This window comes from Thalassobaculum salexigens DSM 19539, from assembly GCF_000423805.1.
GTDB classification, from domain to species: Bacteria; Pseudomonadota; Alphaproteobacteria; order Thalassobaculales; family Thalassobaculaceae; genus Thalassobaculum; species Thalassobaculum litoreum.
Genome location: NZ_AUIR01000012.1, coordinates 499,196 through 518,447, shown reverse-complemented (window position 1 = coordinate 518,447; position 19,252 = coordinate 499,196). Strand labels below are relative to the sequence as shown.

The 19,252-nt window shown below is 67.6% G+C and carries 18 protein-coding genes; 14 read left to right on the top strand and 4 right to left on the bottom strand.

Features of this window, described 5'->3' with window-relative positions; genetic code table 11:
• Positions 1–77 precede the first annotated feature (77 nt).
• On the top strand, positions 78–941 hold the full coding sequence (locus tag G578_RS0102385) for an isocitrate lyase/PEP mutase family protein (protein ID WP_028792888.1): 864 nt from the start codon (positions 78–80) through the stop codon (positions 939–941).
• A gap of 34 nt (positions 942–975) precedes the next feature.
• Here G578_RS0102385 and G578_RS0102380 read toward each other — a convergent pair whose 3' ends face one another.
• Together G578_RS0102380 and G578_RS0102375 are read right to left on the bottom strand one after the other, a co-directional pair.
• Positions 976–1,503, bottom strand: a complete 528-nt coding sequence (locus tag G578_RS0102380; protein WP_028792887.1) for a 2,4'-dihydroxyacetophenone dioxygenase family protein — start codon at positions 1,501–1,503, stop codon at positions 976–978.
• Between the two features lie 44 nt (positions 1,504–1,547).
• Positions 1,548–2,261 (bottom strand): SDR family NAD(P)-dependent oxidoreductase, encoded by a 714-nt coding sequence (locus G578_RS0102375; RefSeq protein ID WP_038013296.1) that lies wholly within the window; start codon positions 2,259–2,261, stop codon positions 1,548–1,550.
• 111 nt (positions 2,262–2,372) lie between these two features.
• On the opposite strand from G578_RS0102375, the gene G578_RS0102370 reads away from it, so the two are divergent.
• A complete protein-coding gene (locus G578_RS0102370; protein ID WP_028792885.1) occupies positions 2,373–3,134 on the top strand; it encodes an IclR family transcriptional regulator in 762 nt (253 codons plus the stop codon).
• Positions 3,135–3,293: 159 nt separating this feature from the next.
• On the opposite strand, the gene G578_RS0102365 is transcribed toward G578_RS0102370, so the two are convergent.
• Positions 3,294–5,606: a xanthine dehydrogenase family protein molybdopterin-binding subunit gene (locus tag G578_RS0102365; protein ID WP_028792884.1), complete on the bottom strand. Its 2,313-nt coding sequence runs from the start codon at positions 5,604–5,606 to the stop codon at positions 3,294–3,296.
• Positions 5,607–5,773: 167 nt separating this feature from the next.
• Here G578_RS0102365 and G578_RS0102360 point away from each other — a divergent pair, with 167 nt between their 5' ends.
• The gene (locus tag G578_RS0102360) at positions 5,774–6,583 is read left to right on the top strand and encodes an inositol monophosphatase family protein (protein ID WP_028792883.1); all 810 of its coding nucleotides are present in this window, start codon (positions 5,774–5,776) and stop codon (positions 6,581–6,583) included.
• A 13-nt stretch (positions 6,584–6,596) separates the two neighbouring features.
• Positions 6,597–7,202, top strand: a complete 606-nt coding sequence (locus G578_RS0102355) for a flavin reductase family protein (protein ID WP_028792882.1) — start codon at positions 6,597–6,599, stop codon at positions 7,200–7,202.
• A 6-nt stretch (positions 7,203–7,208) separates the two neighbouring features.
• Here the strand turns inward: G578_RS0102355 and G578_RS28095 are convergent, their stop codons facing one another.
• Positions 7,209–8,297: a helix-turn-helix domain-containing protein gene (locus tag G578_RS28095; RefSeq protein WP_028792881.1), complete on the bottom strand. Its 1,089-nt coding sequence runs from the start codon at positions 8,295–8,297 to the stop codon at positions 7,209–7,211.
• A 383-nt stretch (positions 8,298–8,680) separates the two neighbouring features.
• Here G578_RS28095 and G578_RS0102345 point away from each other — a divergent pair, with 383 nt between their 5' ends.
• From G578_RS0102345 to G578_RS0102300, 10 genes are all read left to right on the top strand, one after another.
• Positions 8,681–10,354: a flavin-containing monooxygenase gene (locus G578_RS0102345; protein ID WP_028792880.1), complete on the top strand. Its 1,674-nt coding sequence runs from the start codon at positions 8,681–8,683 to the stop codon at positions 10,352–10,354.
• Positions 10,355–10,496: 142 nt separating this feature from the next.
• Positions 10,497–11,138 (top strand): TetR/AcrR family transcriptional regulator, encoded by a 642-nt coding sequence (locus G578_RS28090; RefSeq protein WP_028792879.1) that lies wholly within the window; start codon positions 10,497–10,499, stop codon positions 11,136–11,138.
• Between the two features lie 49 nt (positions 11,139–11,187).
• Complete coding sequence (locus G578_RS0102335; RefSeq protein ID WP_028792878.1) at positions 11,188–12,813, top strand: AMP-binding protein; 1,626 nt, start codon at positions 11,188–11,190, stop codon at positions 12,811–12,813.
• The gene (locus G578_RS0102330) at positions 12,810–13,424 is read left to right on the top strand and encodes a 2-hydroxychromene-2-carboxylate isomerase (protein ID WP_028792877.1); all 615 of its coding nucleotides are present in this window, start codon (positions 12,810–12,812) and stop codon (positions 13,422–13,424) included. Before G578_RS0102335 ends, G578_RS0102330 begins: the two co-directional genes overlap by 4 nt.
• A 227-nt stretch (positions 13,425–13,651) precedes the next feature.
• Complete coding sequence (locus G578_RS0102325; RefSeq protein WP_028792876.1) at positions 13,652–14,935, top strand: ABC transporter substrate-binding protein; 1,284 nt, start codon at positions 13,652–13,654, stop codon at positions 14,933–14,935.
• Between the two features lie 100 nt (positions 14,936–15,035).
• Positions 15,036–15,944: a branched-chain amino acid ABC transporter permease gene (locus G578_RS0102320; protein ID WP_245565541.1), complete on the top strand. Its 909-nt coding sequence runs from the start codon at positions 15,036–15,038 to the stop codon at positions 15,942–15,944.
• Positions 15,941–16,957 carry a branched-chain amino acid ABC transporter permease gene (locus G578_RS0102315; protein WP_028792874.1) on the top strand — a complete coding sequence of 339 codons (1,017 nt, stop codon included), beginning with the start codon at positions 15,941–15,943 and terminating at the stop codon, positions 16,955–16,957. The genes G578_RS0102320 and G578_RS0102315 overlap by 4 nt, the downstream gene beginning before the upstream one ends.
• Entirely contained in the window at positions 16,954–17,748 is a 795-nt protein-coding gene (locus tag G578_RS0102310; RefSeq protein ID WP_028792873.1) for an SDR family NAD(P)-dependent oxidoreductase, read from the top strand. The genes G578_RS0102315 and G578_RS0102310 overlap by 4 nt, the downstream gene beginning before the upstream one ends.
• Entirely contained in the window at positions 17,748–18,506 is a 759-nt protein-coding gene (locus G578_RS0102305) for an ABC transporter ATP-binding protein (protein WP_028792872.1), read from the top strand. The genes G578_RS0102310 and G578_RS0102305 overlap by 1 nt, the downstream gene beginning before the upstream one ends.
• Positions 18,503–19,243 carry an ABC transporter ATP-binding protein gene (locus G578_RS0102300; RefSeq protein WP_051243647.1) on the top strand — a complete coding sequence of 247 codons (741 nt, stop codon included), beginning with the start codon at positions 18,503–18,505 and terminating at the stop codon, positions 19,241–19,243. Before G578_RS0102305 ends, G578_RS0102300 begins: the two co-directional genes overlap by 4 nt.
• The last annotated feature ends 9 nt before the right edge of the window (positions 19,244–19,252 follow it).

Here is a 19,252-nt window from a genome sequence, read left to right as displayed (position 1 = left end):
GGAACCCGGCTTGTGGCCGCCGGAACAGGCTCCTATCGTCGCCCGATACCGAAAATCATAATCGTGAGGAAACAGCCGTGACCGCTCCCGAAAGACTGCGCGCCCTCCTGGCCGAGCCGGGTTTCATCGTCATGCCGGCGGCCTGGGACGGTCTCTCCGCCAAGCTCGCCGCCCAGGCCGGGTTCAAGACGGCATTCCTGTCCGGCTCCTGCGTGGCGGCGAGCCGCCTCGGCGGTCCGGACCTGGATCTGGTGTCCTTCGGCGAGATGTTCGACTCGTTCAACATGGTCCATGCCGCCGCCCCCGAGACGCTGGTGCTGGCCGATGGCGACCACGGCTACGGCAATGCGATGAACGTGCAGCGCACGGTGCGGGCCTATGGCCGGGCCGGTGCCGCCGCCGTGCTGATCGAAGACAAGATCACCCCGAGGGCGCTCACCGCCGCCGGCAAGCCCTGCCTGTCCCGCGACGAGGCCCGGATGAAGATCCGCGCGGCCGTGGAGGCCGCGAAGGAATCCGGCATCCTGGTGCTGGCGCGCACCGACTGCCGCCCGACCCAGGGCATCGACGAGGCCGTCGCCCGGATCGAGATGTATGTGGAGGAGGGGGCCGACATCCTGTTCCTCGACTCGCCAGCCGATAACGACGAGATCCGCCGCGCGGTGGAGGCGGCCGACGGGCGGCCGTCCTTCTCCGTGCTGTCTCCGGGCGCGCCGCGCGCCTGCCCGAGCCAAACCGAGGCGGCGGAACTGGGCTTCAAGATCGGCACCTACCCGACCGGCATGCTGTCCCCGGCCATCGCCGGCATGAAGGCGGGCCTGGCCGCCCTCGCCGCCGGCCAGGCTGAAACCTCCAGCGCCCTCACCCCGGCGGAGTTCCGCGACACACTGGGCTACGGGGAGTACGACAGCCAGGCCAAGCCGTTCATCGTGCCGGCCTGACCGTCGCGGGTTCGTCCGCTGGGGCGTAACAGCCTCAGCGGATGAACTGGTCCACGTAGTCGGCGCCGAGGCCGACCTCCTCGAAGTGCTTGCGGCACATGTCGATCTTGGTGAACACGTCCTCGTAGCCGATCGGTTTGCCCCAGGGGTCGCAGTAGGACATCACGCCGTTGACCTGGAAGTAGGTGATCATCTCGTCCACGTCGTCCGGCACGACGAGAGTGTGGGTCTCGCCCGGCGGCTCGTAGACATAGCCGCCTTCCTCGGCGACCCAGTCATGCTCCAGGTAATACCAGCGGCCCTTCAACACGAAGCCGTGCACCGCGTTCGGATGCCGGTGGCGCGACAGCACGCCCGACTTGGTGACCTTCAGCAGGTTCATCCAATAGCCCTGGGAGGCGTTGAGGCAGAGCGGCCGGAAGAACACGTTCTCCGCCTGCTTGACCCAGAACCGGTCGTCCGTCGGGATCGCGGCGGGGACGACGATCTCCTGCTGGGCTTCCTTGGGAAAGGGAAGCTGGTAGGGGACCATCGGGTCCTTGTCTGCGGATTCCAAAGGCATGGCTGTCTCTCCGTGTTTTTGATTGTCGGTCGAGTCTGTGTCGGTCACATGGCCGCGTAGCCGCCATCCACGTTCAGGATGGTGCCGGTGATGAAGGAAGCGGCGTCGCTCGCCAGGAACAGGGCCGGGCCCGCCAGTTCCTCCGGCTGACCCCAGCGGCCCATCGGCGTGCGGCCGGTGATGGCGGCGTTACGGGTCTCGTCGGCCCGCAGATTGACGGTCAGCGGCGTGGCGATCCAGCCCGGAGCCAGCGCGTTCACCCGGATGCCGTCGGCGGCATAGGCGATGGCCAGCGACTTGGTGAGCTGCGCCACCCCGCCCTTCGACGCGGAATACCCCGGCACCAGCCCGCCGCCGAAATAGCTCAGCATGGAGGCGATGTTGATGATGCAGCCCTTGGCCGACGCCAGCGTCGGTCGCATGGCGGCGCACATCCGCATGGTGCCGTTCAGGTTGATGTCGATCACCTGGGCGAAGACCTCCGGCTCCAGCTCCTCGCCCCGCCGGATCACCCCGGCGGCATTCACCAGCACGTCGAGCCGGTCGTGGCCGGCGGCGAGATCGGCGATCGCCGCTGTGTCGGTGACGTCGAGGGTGCGGAAGGACAGGTTCGCCTCCGGCTCCGGCAGGGTGCCGAGACCGGCGCCGGTGACCGATTGGCCGGCTGCCGCGAAGCCCCGGGCGATGGCGAGGCCGATGCCGCTGGTGCCTCCGGTGACGAGGACGGAGCGAGACGCGGGCGCGGATCCGGTTGACATGATCGGTTTGTCCATATTATGGATTAACATCTATTATATGAGAATTTGCATGGAGCCGCAGCGCTGTCAATTCCCGCTGATCGGTCGATGCAATGTGCGCAGGAGCAGGCGATGAAGCCGGGACCGGTCCAGGGGGCGCAGAGTTTCTCGCGCAGCATGGCGGTGCTGCAATGCGTGGCGGATGATCCAAGCGGGCCGAGCGTGGCCGAGCTGGCGCGCCGGCTCGAGCTGACCCGGCCGACCCTCTACCGCATCCTCGCCTCGCTGGAGGCCGAGGGGCTGATCCGGCAGGGCCGGGATAGGCGCTATGTCCTCGGCAGCCGGCTGATCGGCCTCGCCCATCGGGCGCTGGCCCAGCAGGACATCCGCGCGCTCGCCCGTGGCAGGCTGGAGGCGCTCCGGGACGAGACGGGAGAGACGGTGCACCTCGCGGTGCGGATGCTCGACGAGATGGTCTATATCGACAAGGTGGAGAGCCCGGAACTGGTCCGCATGGCCTCCACCGTTGGGACGCGGGTCCCGTTCCATACGAGTTCGGTCGGCAAGGCGTTCCTGGCGGCCCTGCCGGCGGCGGAGGCCGAGGCGCTCATCGGCCGGCTGGAGCTGGCGGCGGTGACCGACAGGTCGGTGACCGACCGGGACGCCCTGCACGCCCGGATCGAGACCGCCCGCCGCCTCGGCTACAGCGCCGACGAGGAGGAGAACGAGACGGGGATCGTCTGCTTCGGGTCGGCGATCCGCGATGCGGCAGGCCTGCCGGTGGCCAGCGTCAGCGTGTCGGTGCCGAACTTCCGGCTCCGGGCGGATCGCGCCGCGTACTGGCGCCCGCTGCTGGAGCGCTGCGCGGCGATCTCACGGCAACTCGGTGGGTGAGGGGTGAAGCCTCAATCCCCCTCCACACTCTCCGGCCTTGTGCCGGGATCCAGCCATCCGCTTGACGGAACCGTCGAGAAAGCTTCGGAAGCGCTCCTGCGTGCTGCACCCTCGGTCCCGGCGCGAGGCCGGGAAGACGATCGGGTGGGGCGTGCGCTTCTACCCCCGCGCCACGATCGCCTGCCACACACGCTCCGGCGTCGCCGGCATCTGGATGTGGTCCACTCCCAGAGGCGACAGCGCGTCCACCACCGCATTGATCACCGCCGGCGGGGCGGCGATGCAGCCGGCCTGGCCCACACCCTTCGCCCCAAGCGGATTGGCGCCGGTCGCCTCGCCGGCGAAGGTCACGTCGAACATCGGCAGGTCGACCGCCCGCGGCAGGGCGTAATCCATAAGCGAGCCGCTGAGCAGCTGGCCGCTGTCCGGGTCGTAGGCGATCCGCTCGCCCAGCGCCTGGCCGATGCCCTGGACCACGCCGCCATGGAGCTGACCCTCGGTGAGCTGCGGGTCGACGATGGTGCCGTAGTCGTCCACCGCGATGTAGCGGGCGAGGGTCACGTGCCCGGTGTCCGGGTCGATCTCGACCTCGGCGATGTGGCAGCCGCCGGGGAAGGTGAAGGGCACGTCCCGGCGGAACACGGCCGTGTCGAGCCCCTTCTCGGAGGTTTCGGGTGAGGCGTCGCTGCTGCGCGCGGCCGCGGCGACCTCCAGGAGCGACACAGACCGGTCGTCGGCGCCGGCGCTGAACCGGCCGTCGGCGAAGGTGACCGTCTCCGGATCGGCCTGCAGCAGCCGGGCGGCCAGCGGCACCGCCTTCTCCAGCATAGCGTCCATCGCCAGCATCAGGGTTCCGGCGCCCATATGCATGGTGCGCGCGCCGCCATGGCCGGCGCCGGTGCGGGTGGCGAAGGTGTCGGCCTGCACGAAGCGGAAGGCGTCCATCGGCAGGCCGAGGCGTTCGGCGGCGAGGCGGGTGAAGACCGTCTCGTGCCCCTGGCCGTTGGACTCCGTACCGGTGGCCAGTTCCACCTTGCCGTCGGCGGCGAAGCGCACCTCCACCTCCTCCTGCGGCGCCCCGCGGGAGCTTTCCAGGAAGCAGGCGATGCCGAGACCGAGCAGCTTTCCGGACCGGGTGGCCTCCTGGCGCCGCGCCTCGAAGCCGTCCCGGTCGGCCAGGGCGACCGCGTCGTCGAGATTGCCCCGGAACCGGCCGCAGTCGAGCACCGCGCCGAGCGCCTTGGGGTAGGGGAAGGTATCGACGATGTTGCGGCGGCGCAGGTCCACCGGGTCGAAGCCGCAGCGCCGGGCGGCGGCGTCGATCAGCCGTTCGATGACGAAGTTCGCCTCCGGCTTGCCGGCGCCGCGATAGGCGTCGACCGGGGCGGTGTTGGTGAAGACGCCGCGGCTGCGCATGTGGATCGCCGGGATCCGGTAGACGCCGCCCATGGCCGTCGATGCCGCGTTGGTGGAGGCGTTCGGCCCGCCGCTGGAGAGATACGCGCCCATATCGGCGACCATGTCCACGTCCAGCGCCAGGAAGTCGCCTTCGGCATCGAGGGCCAAGCGGGCTTTGGAGGTCACCGCGCGACCGTGGATCGAGCCGGCCAGTTCCTCGCCGGTGGTCGCGAGCCAGCGCACCGGCCGTCCGGTCCTGCGCGCGGCCCAGAGCAGGCAGACCCATTCGGCGAACAGGAAGTTCTTCAGCCCGAACCCGCCGCCCACGTCGTCGGCGCGCAGGTGGAAGCGGTCGGCCGGCAGTCCGAAAACCGGCCCAGCGACGTCGGCGCGGATGCCGTGCAGCCCCTGGCCTGTGAGATCCATGGCGAAGCATCCGGTGTCGGCGTCGTAATCGGCGACTGCCGCCCTGGGCTCCAGCGGGAAGGCGGAGACCCGGTGGTTGTCCAGGTCGAGTTCGACCACATGGGCGGCCGTCTCCATCGCCGCCGCCACCGCCTCGGCATCGCCCTTGGCGAAGCGGTAGGCGCAGTTGCCGGGCGCCTGCGGCCAGATCTGCGGCGCGCCCTCGGCCTCGGCGGCGGCAGGGTCCGCGACGGTCGCCAGGTCGCCGTAGTCGATGGTCACCGCTTCGGCCGCGTCGGCGGCGGCCTCCGCGCTGTCGGCGACGATGAGCACCACCGGCTCGCCCACATAGCGCACCCGGTCGACCGCGAGGGCGTGGTGCGGCGGGATGATGATCGGCTCCTGCGTCGCCGCGACCACGCTGCAGGGCATCGGGCCGATGCCGTCGGCCACCAGATCCGCACCGGTCCACACGCCGACCACGCCGGGCATTTCCGCCGCCGCCGATACGTCGATGCCCGCGATCTCCGCATGGGCGAGGTCGGCGCGCAGGAAGCGGGCGTGAAGCTGGCCCGGGCGCTGCTGGTCGTCGACATACCGCCCGTTGCCGGTCAGGAAACGCTGGTCTTCAAGGCGCAGGGAGGGCTTGGCGGCGGCTGAGGTCGTCACGGTCGTTTCCCGAATTGGAGATCGCGCGGGTGAGGGGGAGCACCATAGCAGGAAAGTCCCGGCGGATAAGGGGGGTGCGCCGGACCGGCCTCGGCCGCTCTCTGCGGCCGTTGCACAGAGGGCCCGGTCGCTCTAAACCGCTGGCGACATTACCCGCTGGAGTTCCCATGAGCGCCGCATCCCAGACCTCCGACGACAAGCGGCTTGAGACCGCCCGCCGGGCCGCCGAGGAGGCCGGGCGCCTGGCGCGCCGGTTCTTCGAGGACCGCGAGACCCTGCTGATCGAGGCCAAGGGGCCGCAGGACCTGGTCAGTGCGGCCGACCGGGAGGTGGAGGAGCTGATCCGTCGGGAGATCGCCCGCGACTTCCCCGACGACCGGGTGCTGGGCGAGGAGTTCGGTGCCGGCGGGTCGGACGGCGATAGCGCCACGGGATGGGTGGTCGATCCGATCGACGGCACCCAGAACTTCCTGCGCGGCATTCCCCAGTTCGTCGTCTCCATCGCCTATCGCCGCGACGGCGAGGCCAGGGTCGGGGTGATCCACGATCCCAATGCCGGCGAGACCTTCTGGGCCACGGCCGGGGGTGGCGCCTTCCGCGACGGCGCGCCGATCCGGGTGACACAGGCGACCCGGCTGGAGGCGGCCGTGATCGGCGTCGGCCACTCGCCGCGCCACGAGCCCGACGTCTTCAACCGCACCATCACCGCGCTGATCGACGCCGGTGCGCAGACCCGCAACTACTGCTGTGCGGCGATCCAGCTCGCCTATGTGGCCGACGGCCGGCTCGATGCGACCTGGGACCCGTATCTGCTGGACTGGGACGTGGCCGCCGGCATGCTGATCGTGCGCGAGGCCGGCGGCGACGGCGTGCCGTTCCGACCTGGACGCAAGGGGCCGCATGCCGACACTCTGATCGCGGGTACGTCGGGGGTGCTGGCGGAGTGCCGGCGCCGGACCCGGATGTTCGACGACTGAGCAAGGGACCGACATGTTCTACGAACCCCGCAGCGGGCACGGCCTGCCGCACGATCCGTTCAAGGCCATCGTCGCCCCGCGGCCGATCGGCTGGATCTCCACCGTCGACAGGGACGGGCGGAACAACCTGGCGCCCTATAGCTTTTTCAGCGCCATCAACACCAACCCGCCGATGGTCAGCTTCACCAGCGAAGGGCTGAAGGACAGTCCGGTCAATGCCCGGGACACCGGCGAGTTCGTCTGCAACCTCTCCACCCTGGGGCTGGCGCAGGAGATGAACGCGTCGTCCGGCCCGGTGGGGGCCGAGGTCGACGAGTTCGAGCTGGCCGGGCTCGAGACCGCGCCGTGCCGGCTGGTCCGTCCGCTGCGGGTCGCCGCGTCGCCGGCCGCGCTGGAATGCAAGGTCACCGATTTCATCCAGCTCAAGAACCTCCAGGGCGAGCCGACGTCCCGCTACATGGTTCTGGGCGAGGTGGTCGGCGTCCATATCGACGAGGCCTATCTGAAGGACGGGCTGTTCGACACGGCTGCCGCCCAGGCGCTGGCGCGCTGCGGCTACATGGATTACGCGGCGGTCACCGAGGTCTTTGCGCTGCGCCGGCCCGACGCGGCGGAGTGACGGACCTCAGAACGGGTCGTTGGCCGGATTCCGCCTGTCCTGGCTGCCCAGTTCCAGCGACCACCGCTGCATCAGTTCAACGTCCGGCAGGTCGGCCGAGGCGGCGGTGAATATGGGTGACTGACCCCGGGCGTGTTGGGCCTGGGCGGCCTCGCGGACCTCGCTGGGCGTCATGCCGAACTCGTCGCGGAAGCGGGTGGCGAAATGGCTCGGACTGGTAAAGCCGTAATCCAGGGCGATGTCGAAGATCCCGCGCTTCATCTGGGTCTCGCTGCTCAGCGCCGTGAAACAGGCCAGCAGCCGGCGGCGCAGGATGTAGCCCCGCACGCCGCCCTCGTCCTGGAGCAGCCGGTACAGGGTCGCCCGCGACATCCGGTACTTGGCGCAGATGCTGGCCACCCCCAGGTTCGGATCGCCCAGGTTCCGATCGATATGGCGTCGCACGGCAATGAAGGTGCCGTCGCGCGCATCGACGGAATGCGGATCCCCATTCGCGATCAGGACCTGCAGCAGACCGAACAGGGCCTGGCAGAGGACCGGCGCGTCGGCAGCCGATGCCGCCGGCAGCGTCTCGCGCAGGGAATGCATGAAATCGCCCAGCAGCCGTCCCGCGGTGCTGTCCAGTGCGAACAGAGGCCCATGGGTCTCATGCAGGCTCGGCAGGTGTTCCGCCACCATCAGCCGAGGCAGCGCGAGGGTCAGCGCCTCCGCGTCCGTACAGGAGGAACGGACCTCGTAACCCAGATTGACGGAATTGATCATGCCGGGCGCCATGACGTAGGTCCGTCCGGCGTTCTCCACGTGGTTGGTACCCTGCAGGAAGAGTTGGATCGCCACCGGATCGGAGTCGTCGTTGCGTCGCAGCCATGCAGGATCGCGCACGTATTGCTGCTCCGACAGGTCGGTGTGGTAAAAATGGAAGCCGCCGGCGTTGTAGAAGTGAACCTTGGGCGCCCGGGTCGGCCGACGCGGATCGACCAGCGGCACCGAACGGAAATAATGCGAGATCCCCGTCCGCCAGCGCCAGAACAGCTCCTCGTTCGATAAAGTACCCGGAATAAGCGACACCGACGGCAGGGCTGAATCCAGCGCCATTTCGTCTTCCCCCAAAACGACGGGCAGGCCGGAATATCCATGCGCTGCCTTAGAGCCCCCACTCTTCGGCTATTCGCGGCACCCGTTGCCGAGTACCTGGGCACTGGTCGGGCTGTCTTCGCGGCCCAAGGCCGACCCGCCGACCGACATTCCCTCGATGTCGGTCCAATGCTGCGGATCAAGGCGGTGACTCAACCCAAACGCTGCATACGCGAGCATCCTCGATAATTGCGCGAAAGGTCAATATCCTTAAGCGCAGAAGGGCGGCTCCCGGCACGGCATTCTGCGTCCCGAAACCGTGCGCGGTGGTACAGATGACCGCTTGCTAGAATATGAACGATGGTTCATTATTCACCCCGAGCATCAGGAGGATACCAAGACTCATGACCATCGGATCGACTTCTGCCGCCAAGCGCGATGGCGCGGCCCAGTATGACGCCGTCATCATCGGCGCCGGGTTTTCCGGGATGTACCAGCTCCATCTGCTGCGCGACCGCCTCGGCCTGAACGCCCGGGTGATCGAGCGCGGGGACGGGGTCGGCGGGACCTGGTACTGGAACCGTTATCCCGGCGCGCGCTGCGATTCCGAGAGCCATTCCTACAGCTACTACTTCTCCGACGAGCTGCTGAAGGAGTGGGAGTGGTCGGAGCGCTATCCGCAGCAGCCGGAGATCGTGCGGTACCTGAACTTCGTGGCCGACAAGCTCGACCTGAAGCGCGACATCCAGTTCGACACCACGGTCACCGGCGCGGTCTACGACGAGAAGGCCAATCTGTGGCGGGTGTCCACCGACGACGGCGAGACCGTCTCGGCCAAGTACCTGATCACCGCGGTGGGCTGCCTGTCCTCGGCCAACGTGCCGGATATTCCCGGGCGCGATACGTTCAAGGGCAAGTGGTACCACACCGGCCAGTGGCCGCATGAGGGCGTGGACTTCACCGGCAAGCGGGTCGGCCAGATCGGCACCGGCTCGACCGGCATCCAGGCGGTGCCGGTGATCGCCGAGACCGCCAAGCACCTCACCGTGTTCCAGCGCACCGCGAACTACTCGATCCCGGCGCAGAACCACCCGCTGTCGGCCGAGTTCAAGGCCTGGGCGAAGGAGAATATCGACGAGATCCGCCAGACCATGCGGGCCTCGACCAACGGTCACCCGTTCCTGATCAACGAGCGCAAGGTGTTCGACGTCTCCGCCGAGGAGCGCCGCAAGATCTACGAGAAGGCGTGGGAGGTCGGCGGCCTGCGGTTCCGCGCGTCGTTCAATGACCTGCTGCTCGACAAGGCGGCCAACGACACGGCGGCCGACTTCCTGAAAAGCAAGATCGGCGAGATCGTGAAGGATCCGGTGACGGCCAAGAATCTGGCGGCGATCGACCACCCCTTCGCCACGAAGCGGCCGCCGATCGATACCGGCTATTTCGAAGCCTATAACCGGGACAATGTCAGCCTTGTGAACCTGCGCGACACGCCGATCGTCGAGATCACCGAGAACGGCGTGAAGACCACCGACGGGGAATACGAGCTCGACATCATCGTCTTCGCAACCGGCTTCGACGCCATGACCGGCTCGCTGCTGAAGCTCGGCATCGTCGGCCGCGACGGCGTGACCCTGAACAAGGCCTGGGAGGCGGGGCCGCGCACCTATCTGGGCATCCAGGCGGCCGGCTTCCCGAACATGTTCACGATCACCGGACCGGGGAGCCCGTCGGTGCTCTGCAACATGCCGGTCGCCATCGAGCAGCATGTGGAATGGGTCGCCGACTGCATCGAGACGATGGAGAAGGACGGCATCGACCGGATCGAGCCGACCGAAGAAGCGGTGACCGGCTGGGTCGACCATGTCAACGAGGTCGCCAACGCCACCCTGCTGCCGCAGGCCGGCCATTCCTGGTATCTTGGGGCCAACGTTCCGGGCAAGCCCCGGGTCTTCATGCCCTATGCCGGCGGCATGGCGCGGTTCCGCGGCATCTGCGACGAGGTGGCGGAGAAGGGCTATGAGGGCTTCGTGCTGTCCCGCGACAATGCCGACAGCCAGGCCGAGGCGGTCAACGCCTGAGCCGAGGCCAGACCATCCAAATCCCTGAGGCCTGGTCCCCCCAATGCCAGGCCCCTGTCCTGGGTCAACGGAGGAGATTTCCGCCGTTGACCCTCTTTTTTGGGTTATTTAATCTATCGATCGATTAATTATGGAGACGAGTTTGGCGGCGACAGCCCAGGCGCGTAAGGCAGGACGCCCTCTCGGCGCGCCGGACACTCGCGAGGCCTGCCTTGAGGCGGCAGAGCGGCTGTTCGCGACCCAGGGCTTCGCCGCCACCGGCCTGCGCCAGATCGGCGCGGCGGCCGGCGTCTCCATCGCCACGCTGATCTACCATTTCGGCTCCAAGGAAAAGCTGTACGGCAAGGTGCTGGGACGGATCGCCGACAGCATCACGCCCTACATGCCGGAGCCGGACGGGTTCGAGCCCGATCTCGACGGCGTGGTGGCGATGGTCGAACGGTTCCTCGATTGGTCGCTGGACCACGGCGACTACGCGGCGCTGCTGCTGCGCGAGCTGATGGAGAACCCGTCGCGGGCGACCAAGGCGCGGCGCTGGTATCTGCTGCCGCTCATTGAAGCCTATGCGGCGGCGATCCGGGAAGGCCAGGCGAAGAGCCTGTTCGGGCCGTGCGATCCGGAGATGGTCGCGTTCTACCTCACCGGCGCGATCACCCATTTCCGGGCCTCCACCGTCACCATCCAGCAGATGCTGGCGTTGGAGAGCCGGGACGAGGCGGTCGACCGGTTCCGCGCCACCCTGCGCGCCAATGTGAAGGCGATGCTGCTGCCTGCCGAGGAATGACCCGGCCAAAGGGATGCGCCACGACACCCCGGGCCGCTTGGAGGAGGAAATGTCCGTGACGAGCGCCGCGCCGTCCGCCGAGACCTGCGTCCTGCGCTATGCCCTGGAGCGGCATGCCGCGACGCGCGGCAACGACGTCTACGCGGTGTTCGAGGAGGGCGGAGGCTGGACCTTCGCCGAGACGCTGGCCCGGGTGCGCGCGACCGCGGCCGGGCTCCAGCGGCTCGGTGTCGGGCGGGGCGACGCGGTGCTGGCGATGATGCCGAACGGGGCGTTCGGGCTGCGGGCGATATTCGGCGCCAACTATATCGGCGCGGTCTCGGTGCCGGTGAACCCGGCCTATCGCGGCGCCATTCTGGAGCATGTGGTAGCGGATTCCGGAGCGACCGTCGCGGTCGTCCATCCCGACTGCCTCGACCGGCTGCTGGAAGTGTCCACCGCCGCGCTGACCCGCATCGTGGTGGCGGCGCCGGAACCGGGGCGGGAAGCGCCCGACGGCCTGGCCCTGTATGGCGAGGCCGTGCTGCTGGAGGAGGGACGCGAGCCCGAACCGCTGGACGCGCCGATCGCGCCCTGGGACACCCAGTCGATCATCTTCACCTCCGGCACCACCGGACGGTCGAAGGGCGTCCTGTCCTCCTACCTCCACTGCTACACGGCGATGAACCCGGACACCTGGACGTGCACCCGGGCCGACGACCGGCATCTGCTGCACATGCCGATTTTCCATATCGGCGGCGCCTTCATCGCGTCGATGGCGCTGTGCGTCGGCGCGTCCATCGCGGTGGTCGAGCGGTTCCGCACCGACGACTTCTGGCCGGTGGTGCGCCGGCTGGAGGTGACCTGCGTGTTCCTGCTCGGCGCGATGGCCACCTTCCTGCTGAAGCAGCCGCCGCGCGAGGACGACCGCGACCACCCGCTGCGGGCGGTGATGATCGTGCCGCTGGGGCAGGCCGGTCCGCCGTTCCGGGAGCGGTTCGGCGTTGATGTCTACACCCTGTTCAACATGACCGAGATCAGCACCCCGCTGATCTCGGGCGCCAACCCGGGCAAGCCGAACATCTGCGGGCGGCCGCGCGATGGCGTGGAGGTGCGGCTGGTCGACGCCAACGACATCCCGGTGGCCGACGGCATGCCGGGCGAGTTGATCATCCGCTCCGATGCGCCCTGGACCATGACCCACGGCTATCACGGCCGGCCGGAGGCGACGGCGGCCGCCTGGCGCAACGGCTGGTTCCATACCGGCGACATGTTCGTGCGCGACACCGACGGCGACTACCAGTTCGTCGACCGCCTGAAGGACGCGATCCGCCGGCGTGGCGAGAACATCTCCTCCTATGAGGTGGAGGTCGAGATCCTGGCCCATCCCGACGTGCGCGAGGCCGCCGTGGTGGCGGTGCCGAGCGACGTCACCGAGGACGAGGTGCTGGCCGTGCTGGCCCCGGTCGAGGGCCGGAGCATCGATCCGGCGGCCGTCATCGCCTTCCTGGAATCGCGCCTGCCGGGCTTCATGATCCCGCGCTACATCCGCATCGTCGACGCCCTGCCGAAAACGCCGACCGCCAAGGTCGAAAAACACGTCCTCCGCGCCGCCGGACTGTCCCCGGATTGCTGGGATCGGGGCACCGGGCGCGACGCATCCCGTCGGCCGAAAATTGAAGGATCGTCTCCATGACCAAGCCGGTCATCCGGGTCTACACCGATTACAAGAGCCCCTACGCCTTCGTCGCGGTGGCGCCGACCTACGCCCTGGAGGACCGGTTCGACGTCGCGCTGGAGTGGCGGCCCTACACTCTGCGGATCGAGGAATATCTTGGAGCGGTTGAAACCCGCACCGAGCATTCCTGGCGGCGGGTGCGCTATTCCTACATGGATGCCCGGCGCTACGCCAACAAGCAGGGGCTCACCCTGAAGGGGCCGACGCGGGTCTATAACGGCTACTACGCCAATGCCGGGATGCTCTTCGCCCAGCGCGAGGGTTTCTTCCGGGCCTATAACGACACCGTGTTCGAGCGGTTCTGGAAGCGGGACCTGGATCTCGACGTGCTGGCCGAGATGTCGGCGCTGGTCGCCGATCTCGGGGGCGATGCGAGGGCCTACGAGGCCTATGTGGAAGGTCCAGGGCGGGCCGAGATGGACGCGGTCATCGCCGAGGCCGAGGCTCTGGGAGTCTTCGGTGTGCCGATGTTCGTGTTCGACGGTGAGTTGTTCTGGGGCGGCGACCGCATCGACCTGCTCTGCGAGCTCCTGCGGGAGCACGGGGTGGCCGAACGCGCTCGGGCTTAGGGCGGTGCGCGATCAATCGAGAAGGGTAATTGGGCCGCGCTGACCGGCCGCAACCCCGATCGAAGCGGGGAGGGAGGACGCCAATGAAATGACCCATGAGTCATTATTCATTGACCTTGACAGCCGGAGCGTTGGATCACCATGCTCCGGTCAATAAGACCACAAAAAAAACCGAACCCTCGCCACGTACCGTGATGCAAGAGGGTCGTCATCAAGTGAGGATCGCAATGAAGAAGTCGTATTCCAGCCCGCGCCGGGGCCTCGATCGGCGCACCGTCCTGAAGGGTGCCGCCGCGGCTGCCGCCGTCGGTACCGGCATCACCGGCTTTCCGGCCTATCTGAAGGCTGCGAACACGCCGATCAAGATCGGCGTTCCGACCATCCTGTCGGGCCGCGTCGCCATTCTCGGCGAGTCCTCCGTCTCCGCCATCAATAACGAGATCCGCAAGATCAACGAAGCGGGTGGCATCGAAGGGCGCACGCTGGAGGCGGTGTTCCGTGATTCGCGCGGCAAGCCCGACGAGGCGGCACGCATGACCCGTGACCTCGTGAACAACGAGGGCTGCGAGATCATTCTCGACGCCGAGGCCTCGGGCGCGTCCTTCGCCGTCAACGAGGTGGTGCGGGACATGCAGCAGTTCTGCATCCACACCAACTCCGAGACCTCGTCGCTGACCGCCGATCCGAAGAACCAGGTCGACTGGGTCTTCCGCTCCTGCCGCCAGGGCATCCACGACGCCGTCGGCGGCGGTCTGGTCGCCGCCAAGGTGGTGAAGGAGAAGGGCCTGAAGAAGTGGGCCACCATCTCTCCGGACTATGCCTACGGCCGCGCCAACACCGAAGAGTTCATGGAATACGTGAAGCTCTTCGCGCCCGAGACCGAGGTGATCACCGAGACCTGGCCGAAGCTGTTCCAGCCGGACTACACCGAGAACGTGACCGCGCTGCTGAACGCCCAGCCGGAGGTGCTGTACTCCTGCCTGTGGGGCGGCGACCTCGTCGCGTTCTTCGACCAGGCCAGCCTCTACGGCCTGTTCGACCAGTTCACCGCCTTCGCGGTCAACCTGGGCGACTATCCGGTGCTTACGGCGATCAAGAGCCGTCCGGCCGGTGTGTATTCCGGTAGCCGCTACCACAAGGACATTCCGGATACCCCGGAGAACGAGGCCTGGTACGAGAGCTACATGGCCAATTCCGACGTGCTGCCGACCAACTGGGCCTGGCAGAACGCGGCGGCGGTGAACTTCGTCGCCGAGGCGCTGAAGAAGACCGGTGGCGACGCCGACACGATGAAGATGGCGGAGGCCACCGCCGGCCTGACCATCGACTCGCCGTTCGGCGTCGACGGCACGCTGACCATCCGCGAGGAGGACCACACGCTGGTCAACTATATGGTCGGCTATTCCAAGACCATCGTGGACGAGCCCTATGTGGTGGGCTTCGACCAGACCGCCTGGTCGGAGATCTACAAGCACGAGGCGGACTGGAAGAAGCGCAACGGCTACGTCTGATGCGCCGTTCGGGCGGAGGGACTGACCTCCGCCCGGATCTCTCCCGGGCGTCGGTCACAGGCCGGCGCCCGTCTCTGTTCGTTTCTGCGGATTGACCCTTATGATCGATTTTGACGCGCTTGCCGCCTGTCTGTCGACCTCGGCCTGCCTGGTGAACCAGGCGACGAGCGGACTGATCATCGGCATGCTGCTTTTCCTGGTGGCGTCTGGCGTCACGCTGATCTTCGGCGTGCTCCACGTCATCAATTTCGCCCATGGCAGCTTCTATATGATCGGGGCGTATTTCGCGTATACGACCTATGTGCTGACGGGGAACTACTTCCTCGCGGCCCTGGTCGGTGCGGTGGGCGCCGGTATTTGCGGCATCCTGTTCGAACGGCTGATCATCAGCCGTGTCTACGGCCAGAACCTGCTGATGCAGCTCCTGGTCTGCTACGCCTTCATCCTGATCGTCGACGACCTGGTGAAGATCATCTGGGGCGCGGAATACCTGGCCATGGGCATCCCGGCCGAGTTCCGCCTGCCGCCGCTGCGCTTCGCCGGCGGGTTCGTGCCGCCGTTCTATCTGTTCCTGGTCGGCATCGCCGTGTTCATCGGCGTCGGCTCGGTGCTTCTGGTCACCAAGACGCGTTTCGGCAAGATCGTGCGGGCGGCGGCGCTGAACGCGCCCATGGTCTCGGCGCTGGGCATCCGGGTGAACGTCTATTTCGCGCTGCTGTTCGGCTTCGGCTGCGCCCTGGCGGGTGTCGCCGGCGCCTTGGCCGCACCCGTGCGCTCGCTGACCCCGGGCATGGGTCTCGGCATTCTGGTGGAGAGCTTCATCGTCACGGTCATCGGCGGCATGGGGTCGATCCCCGGCGCCTTCCTGGCGGCCATCATCCTCGGTCTGACCCGCTCCATCGGCAGCGTCGGCTTCCCGCTCTTCGTTGACGGGGCGATGTTCATGATCATGGCGCTGGTGCTGATCTTCCGGCCGACCGGACTGCTGGGCCAGGGAGCGGTGCGATGAATCTCATTGTCCAGTTCCGGCGCGATCTGCTGATCGCCGCCGCCGCCCTTGTCGTGCTGGTCGCCATCGGCCTCGGCATCGAGCATGCGTGGCCGCGCGACTTCCTGACGGCGATCTTCGCCGCCGGCCTGCTGGCCATGTCGCTGAACATGCTGATCGGCTACACCGGTCTGGTGTCCTTCGGCCATGCGGCGTTCTTCGCGCTCGGCGGCTACATCTTCGGCCTGCTGCTGCAGTCCCAGGCCTTCACCGGCGCGATGGGAGCCGCCTCGGTGCCGCTGGCCCTGGTGGCGGCGGTGGTCGGCACCGGCCTGTATGCCGTGGTGATCGGCGCGATCTGCGTGCGGCTGACGGAGATCTACTTCGCCTTCCTGACGCTGGCCTTCCAGATGTTCCTGTACAGCGTGATCCTGAGCTGGGTCGACCTGACCGGCGGCGACCAGGGGCTGATGGGCGGCATCCCGCGCCCCGAGTTCCTGGGCATCGACCTGGGTGACCAGTATCACCGCTACGTCTTCTGTGCGGTGCTGTTCGTGGTCTGCGTGATGATCATGCGGATCATGACCGAGAGCCCGTTCGGCTACACCCTGCGGATGATCCGAGACAACGCCACCCGGGCGGCCTTCCTGGGCGTTAACGTGACCCGGGTGAAGCTGATCTGCTTCGTTGTATCGTCCTCGATCGCGGCGGTCGGCGGCGTGATCCTCGCCCTGTTCACCTCCGGCGCCTATCCGGAATGGGCGTTCTGGGCGCAGTCGGGCGAGGCGATCTTCATGATCATGCTCGGCGGGCTCAACGTCTTCCTCGGCCCGATCCTCGGCGCGGTGGCGCTGCGCATCCTGAACGACGTCGTTCAGATGTACACCTCGCACACCGAGATCGTGATCGGCCTGGTGATCATGTTCGTCGTGCTCGGTCTGCGCCGCGGCATTCTCGACTTCGTCAAGGACTGGTGGGTCGAGAAGCAGCAGGCGCGTCTGGCGGCGGAAAACCGGAATGGACGTGAAGGATGAGTGACGTGGGATCCCTGAAGGACCGCATCGCGGTCGTCACCGGCGGAGCCAGCGGCATCGGCGCCGCCTGTGCCCGGGTGATGGCGGCGCGCGGGGCGCGCGTTGTCGTCGCCGACGTGAATGAAGAGGCGGCGGCCAAGGTCGCGGGCGAGATCGGCGGCGTCGGCTATGGCGTCGACGTGCGCGACGCCGACGCCATCGAGGCCCTTGCCGAGAAGAGCGAGCGCGAGGTCGGCCCGACCGACATCCTGGTGACCTCGGCCGGCATCGTGCAGCCGCCGCTGCCGCCGGAGGAGCTGTCGCTGGAGCTTTACGACAACGTGATCGCGGTGAACCTGCGCGGCACCTATCTGTGCGCCAAGGCCTACGGGCTGCGCATGGTGGCCCGGCGCAGCGGCTCGATCGTCACCATCAGCTCGGTCACGGCCGAGCGCTCGGTGCCGCTGCACGCCTACGCGCCGAGCAAGGCTGCGGTGACCAACATGACCATGAACCTGGCCGCCGAATGGGGCCGGGCGGGCATCCGGGTCAACACGGTGGAGCCGGGCTATACCCGCACCCCGGCGCTGCAGGATCAGATCGACCGGGGCCATCGCGACGTCACCCTGCTGGAGGAGAACTCCACGCTGGGCCGCATGGTCGAGCCGGAGGAGATCGCCAAGGCGGTCGCCTTCCTCGCCTCCGACGAAGCGTCCGCCGTCACCGGCATCGCGCTTCCGGTGGATGTCGGCTTCTTCAGCGCCGGCTCCTGGCATCCGTATGGCGGCGTGCGCCGACAGGGGAACCGCTGATGCTGCGCCTTGAGAATGTGGTCAAGTCGTTCGGCGGCGTGGTCGCCACCAACGACGTCTCCCTGAACTTTCCCGCGGGCTCCCTCAGCGCGGTGATCGGTCCGAACGGTGCCGGCAAGACGACGCTGTTCAACCTGGTCACCGGCCATCTGGTGCCGGATAGCGGGCGCATCCTGCTGGAGGAAGAGGATATCGTCGGCAAGGCGCCGGTGGATATCGTGCGCAAGGGCATCGGCCGCGCCTTCCAGATCGCCAGCATCTTCCCGAGCATGACGGTCGAGCAGTCGCTGATGTGCGCCGTCGCCTCGCATTTCCGGGAGTCCGAAGCGCTGCTGTCGGTGTTCCCGCCGACCAATGTGCGGCGGCGGACCGAGGAGCTGATCGAGCTGCTGGGCATGGGCTCGGTGGCCAAGCTGCTCAGCGCCAACATTTCCCACGGCGACCAGAAGCTGCTGGATATCGGCCTGGCCCTGGCGCTGGAGCCGAAGGTGCTGATGCTCGACGAGCCGACCGCCGGCATGGGCCCGGAGGAACGCTGGCAGATGATCGGCACCGTGCGTCGCCTGTGGGAGCAGGGGGGCATGACCCTGATCTTCATCGAGCACGACATGGACATCGTCTTCGAGGTCGCCCAGGGGATCACCGTGCTGAGCTACGGCGCCGTTCTGGCCCAGGGCACGGCGGACGAGATTCGCAATCATCCGGAGGTCGTCGAGGCCTATCTCGGAACGGAGACGACGGCGGAGGCCTCGCAATGACCGGCGGGACGAACGGCAGCACGGCCGGCGACGTGATCCTCAAGGTCGAGGGTATCGACGTCTTCTACGGCGCCTCCAAGATCCTGTTCGGCGTCGACCTGGAGGTCGGGCGCGGGCGCACCCTGGCCCTGCTCGGACGCAACGGTGCGGGCAAGAGCACGACCATGAAGGCGATCGCCGGCATCGCCAGGCCGCGCAAGGGCTCGATCACCATGGAAGGCCAGAACCTGGCCGGCGAACGACCCGACATCATTGCGCGGGCCGGCATCGGCTATGTGCCCGAGGACCGCCAAGTCTTCACCATGCACAGCGTCGAGGACAACCTTCTCATTGGCATGAAGAAGGGTATACGGGGGCAGGAGGACTGGACCCTGGAGCGGGTCTACGACACCTTCCCGATCCTGGCCCGCATGAAGGACCGCAGGGCCGGGCTGATGTCCGGCGGCGAGCAGCAGATGCTGACCATCGCCCGCACCCTGATGGGCAACCCGGACGTGCTTCTGCTGGACGAGCCGTCGGAAGGCCTGGCCCCGATCATCGTGCAGGCGATCGGCGACCTGATCCGCACCCTACGGGAGACCGGCGTCACCATCGTCCTGGCCGAGCAGAACATGCATTTCTGCCTCGGCATCTCCGAGGATGCGGCGGTGATCGACAAGGGACATATCGTCTACCGCGACACCATCGCCGGCCTGCGGGCCAACGAAGAGGTCACCAAGCGGTACCTGGCGATCTGACCCTTCTAT

What these genes read in the sequence shown, in the direction of transcription:
- G578_RS0102380 (WP_028792887.1), bottom strand. Translation starts at nt 1,503, where the DNA reads ATGCCTTTGGAATCCGCAGACAAGGACCCGATGGTCCCCTACCAGCTT.
- G578_RS0102375 (WP_038013296.1), bottom strand. Translation starts at nt 2,261, where the DNA reads ATGTCAACCGGATCCGCGCCCGCGTCTCGCTCCGTCCTCGTCACCGGA.
- G578_RS0102370 (WP_028792885.1), top strand. Translation starts at nt 2,373, where the DNA reads ATGAAGCCGGGACCGGTCCAGGGGGCGCAGAGTTTCTCGCGCAGCATG.
- G578_RS0102360 (WP_028792883.1), top strand. Translation starts at nt 5,774, where the DNA reads ATGAGCGCCGCATCCCAGACCTCCGACGACAAGCGGCTTGAGACCGCC.
- G578_RS0102355 (WP_028792882.1), top strand. Translation starts at nt 6,597, where the DNA reads ATGTTCTACGAACCCCGCAGCGGGCACGGCCTGCCGCACGATCCGTTC.
- G578_RS28095 (WP_028792881.1), bottom strand. Translation starts at nt 8,297, where the DNA reads ATGGCGCTGGATTCAGCCCTGCCGTCGGTGTCGCTTATTCCGGGTACT.
- G578_RS0102345 (WP_028792880.1), top strand. Translation starts at nt 8,681, where the DNA reads ATGACCATCGGATCGACTTCTGCCGCCAAGCGCGATGGCGCGGCCCAG.
- G578_RS0102335 (WP_028792878.1), top strand. Translation starts at nt 11,188, where the DNA reads ATGTCCGTGACGAGCGCCGCGCCGTCCGCCGAGACCTGCGTCCTGCGC.
- G578_RS0102330 (WP_028792877.1), top strand. Translation starts at nt 12,810, where the DNA reads ATGACCAAGCCGGTCATCCGGGTCTACACCGATTACAAGAGCCCCTAC.
- G578_RS0102325 (WP_028792876.1), top strand. Translation starts at nt 13,652, where the DNA reads ATGAAGAAGTCGTATTCCAGCCCGCGCCGGGGCCTCGATCGGCGCACC.
- G578_RS0102320 (WP_245565541.1), top strand. Translation starts at nt 15,036, where the DNA reads ATGATCGATTTTGACGCGCTTGCCGCCTGTCTGTCGACCTCGGCCTGC.
- G578_RS0102315 (WP_028792874.1), top strand. Translation starts at nt 15,941, where the DNA reads ATGAATCTCATTGTCCAGTTCCGGCGCGATCTGCTGATCGCCGCCGCC.
- G578_RS0102310 (WP_028792873.1), top strand. Translation starts at nt 16,954, where the DNA reads ATGAGTGACGTGGGATCCCTGAAGGACCGCATCGCGGTCGTCACCGGC.
- G578_RS0102305 (WP_028792872.1), top strand. Translation starts at nt 17,748, where the DNA reads ATGCTGCGCCTTGAGAATGTGGTCAAGTCGTTCGGCGGCGTGGTCGCC.
- G578_RS0102300 (WP_051243647.1), top strand. Translation starts at nt 18,503, where the DNA reads ATGACCGGCGGGACGAACGGCAGCACGGCCGGCGACGTGATCCTCAAG.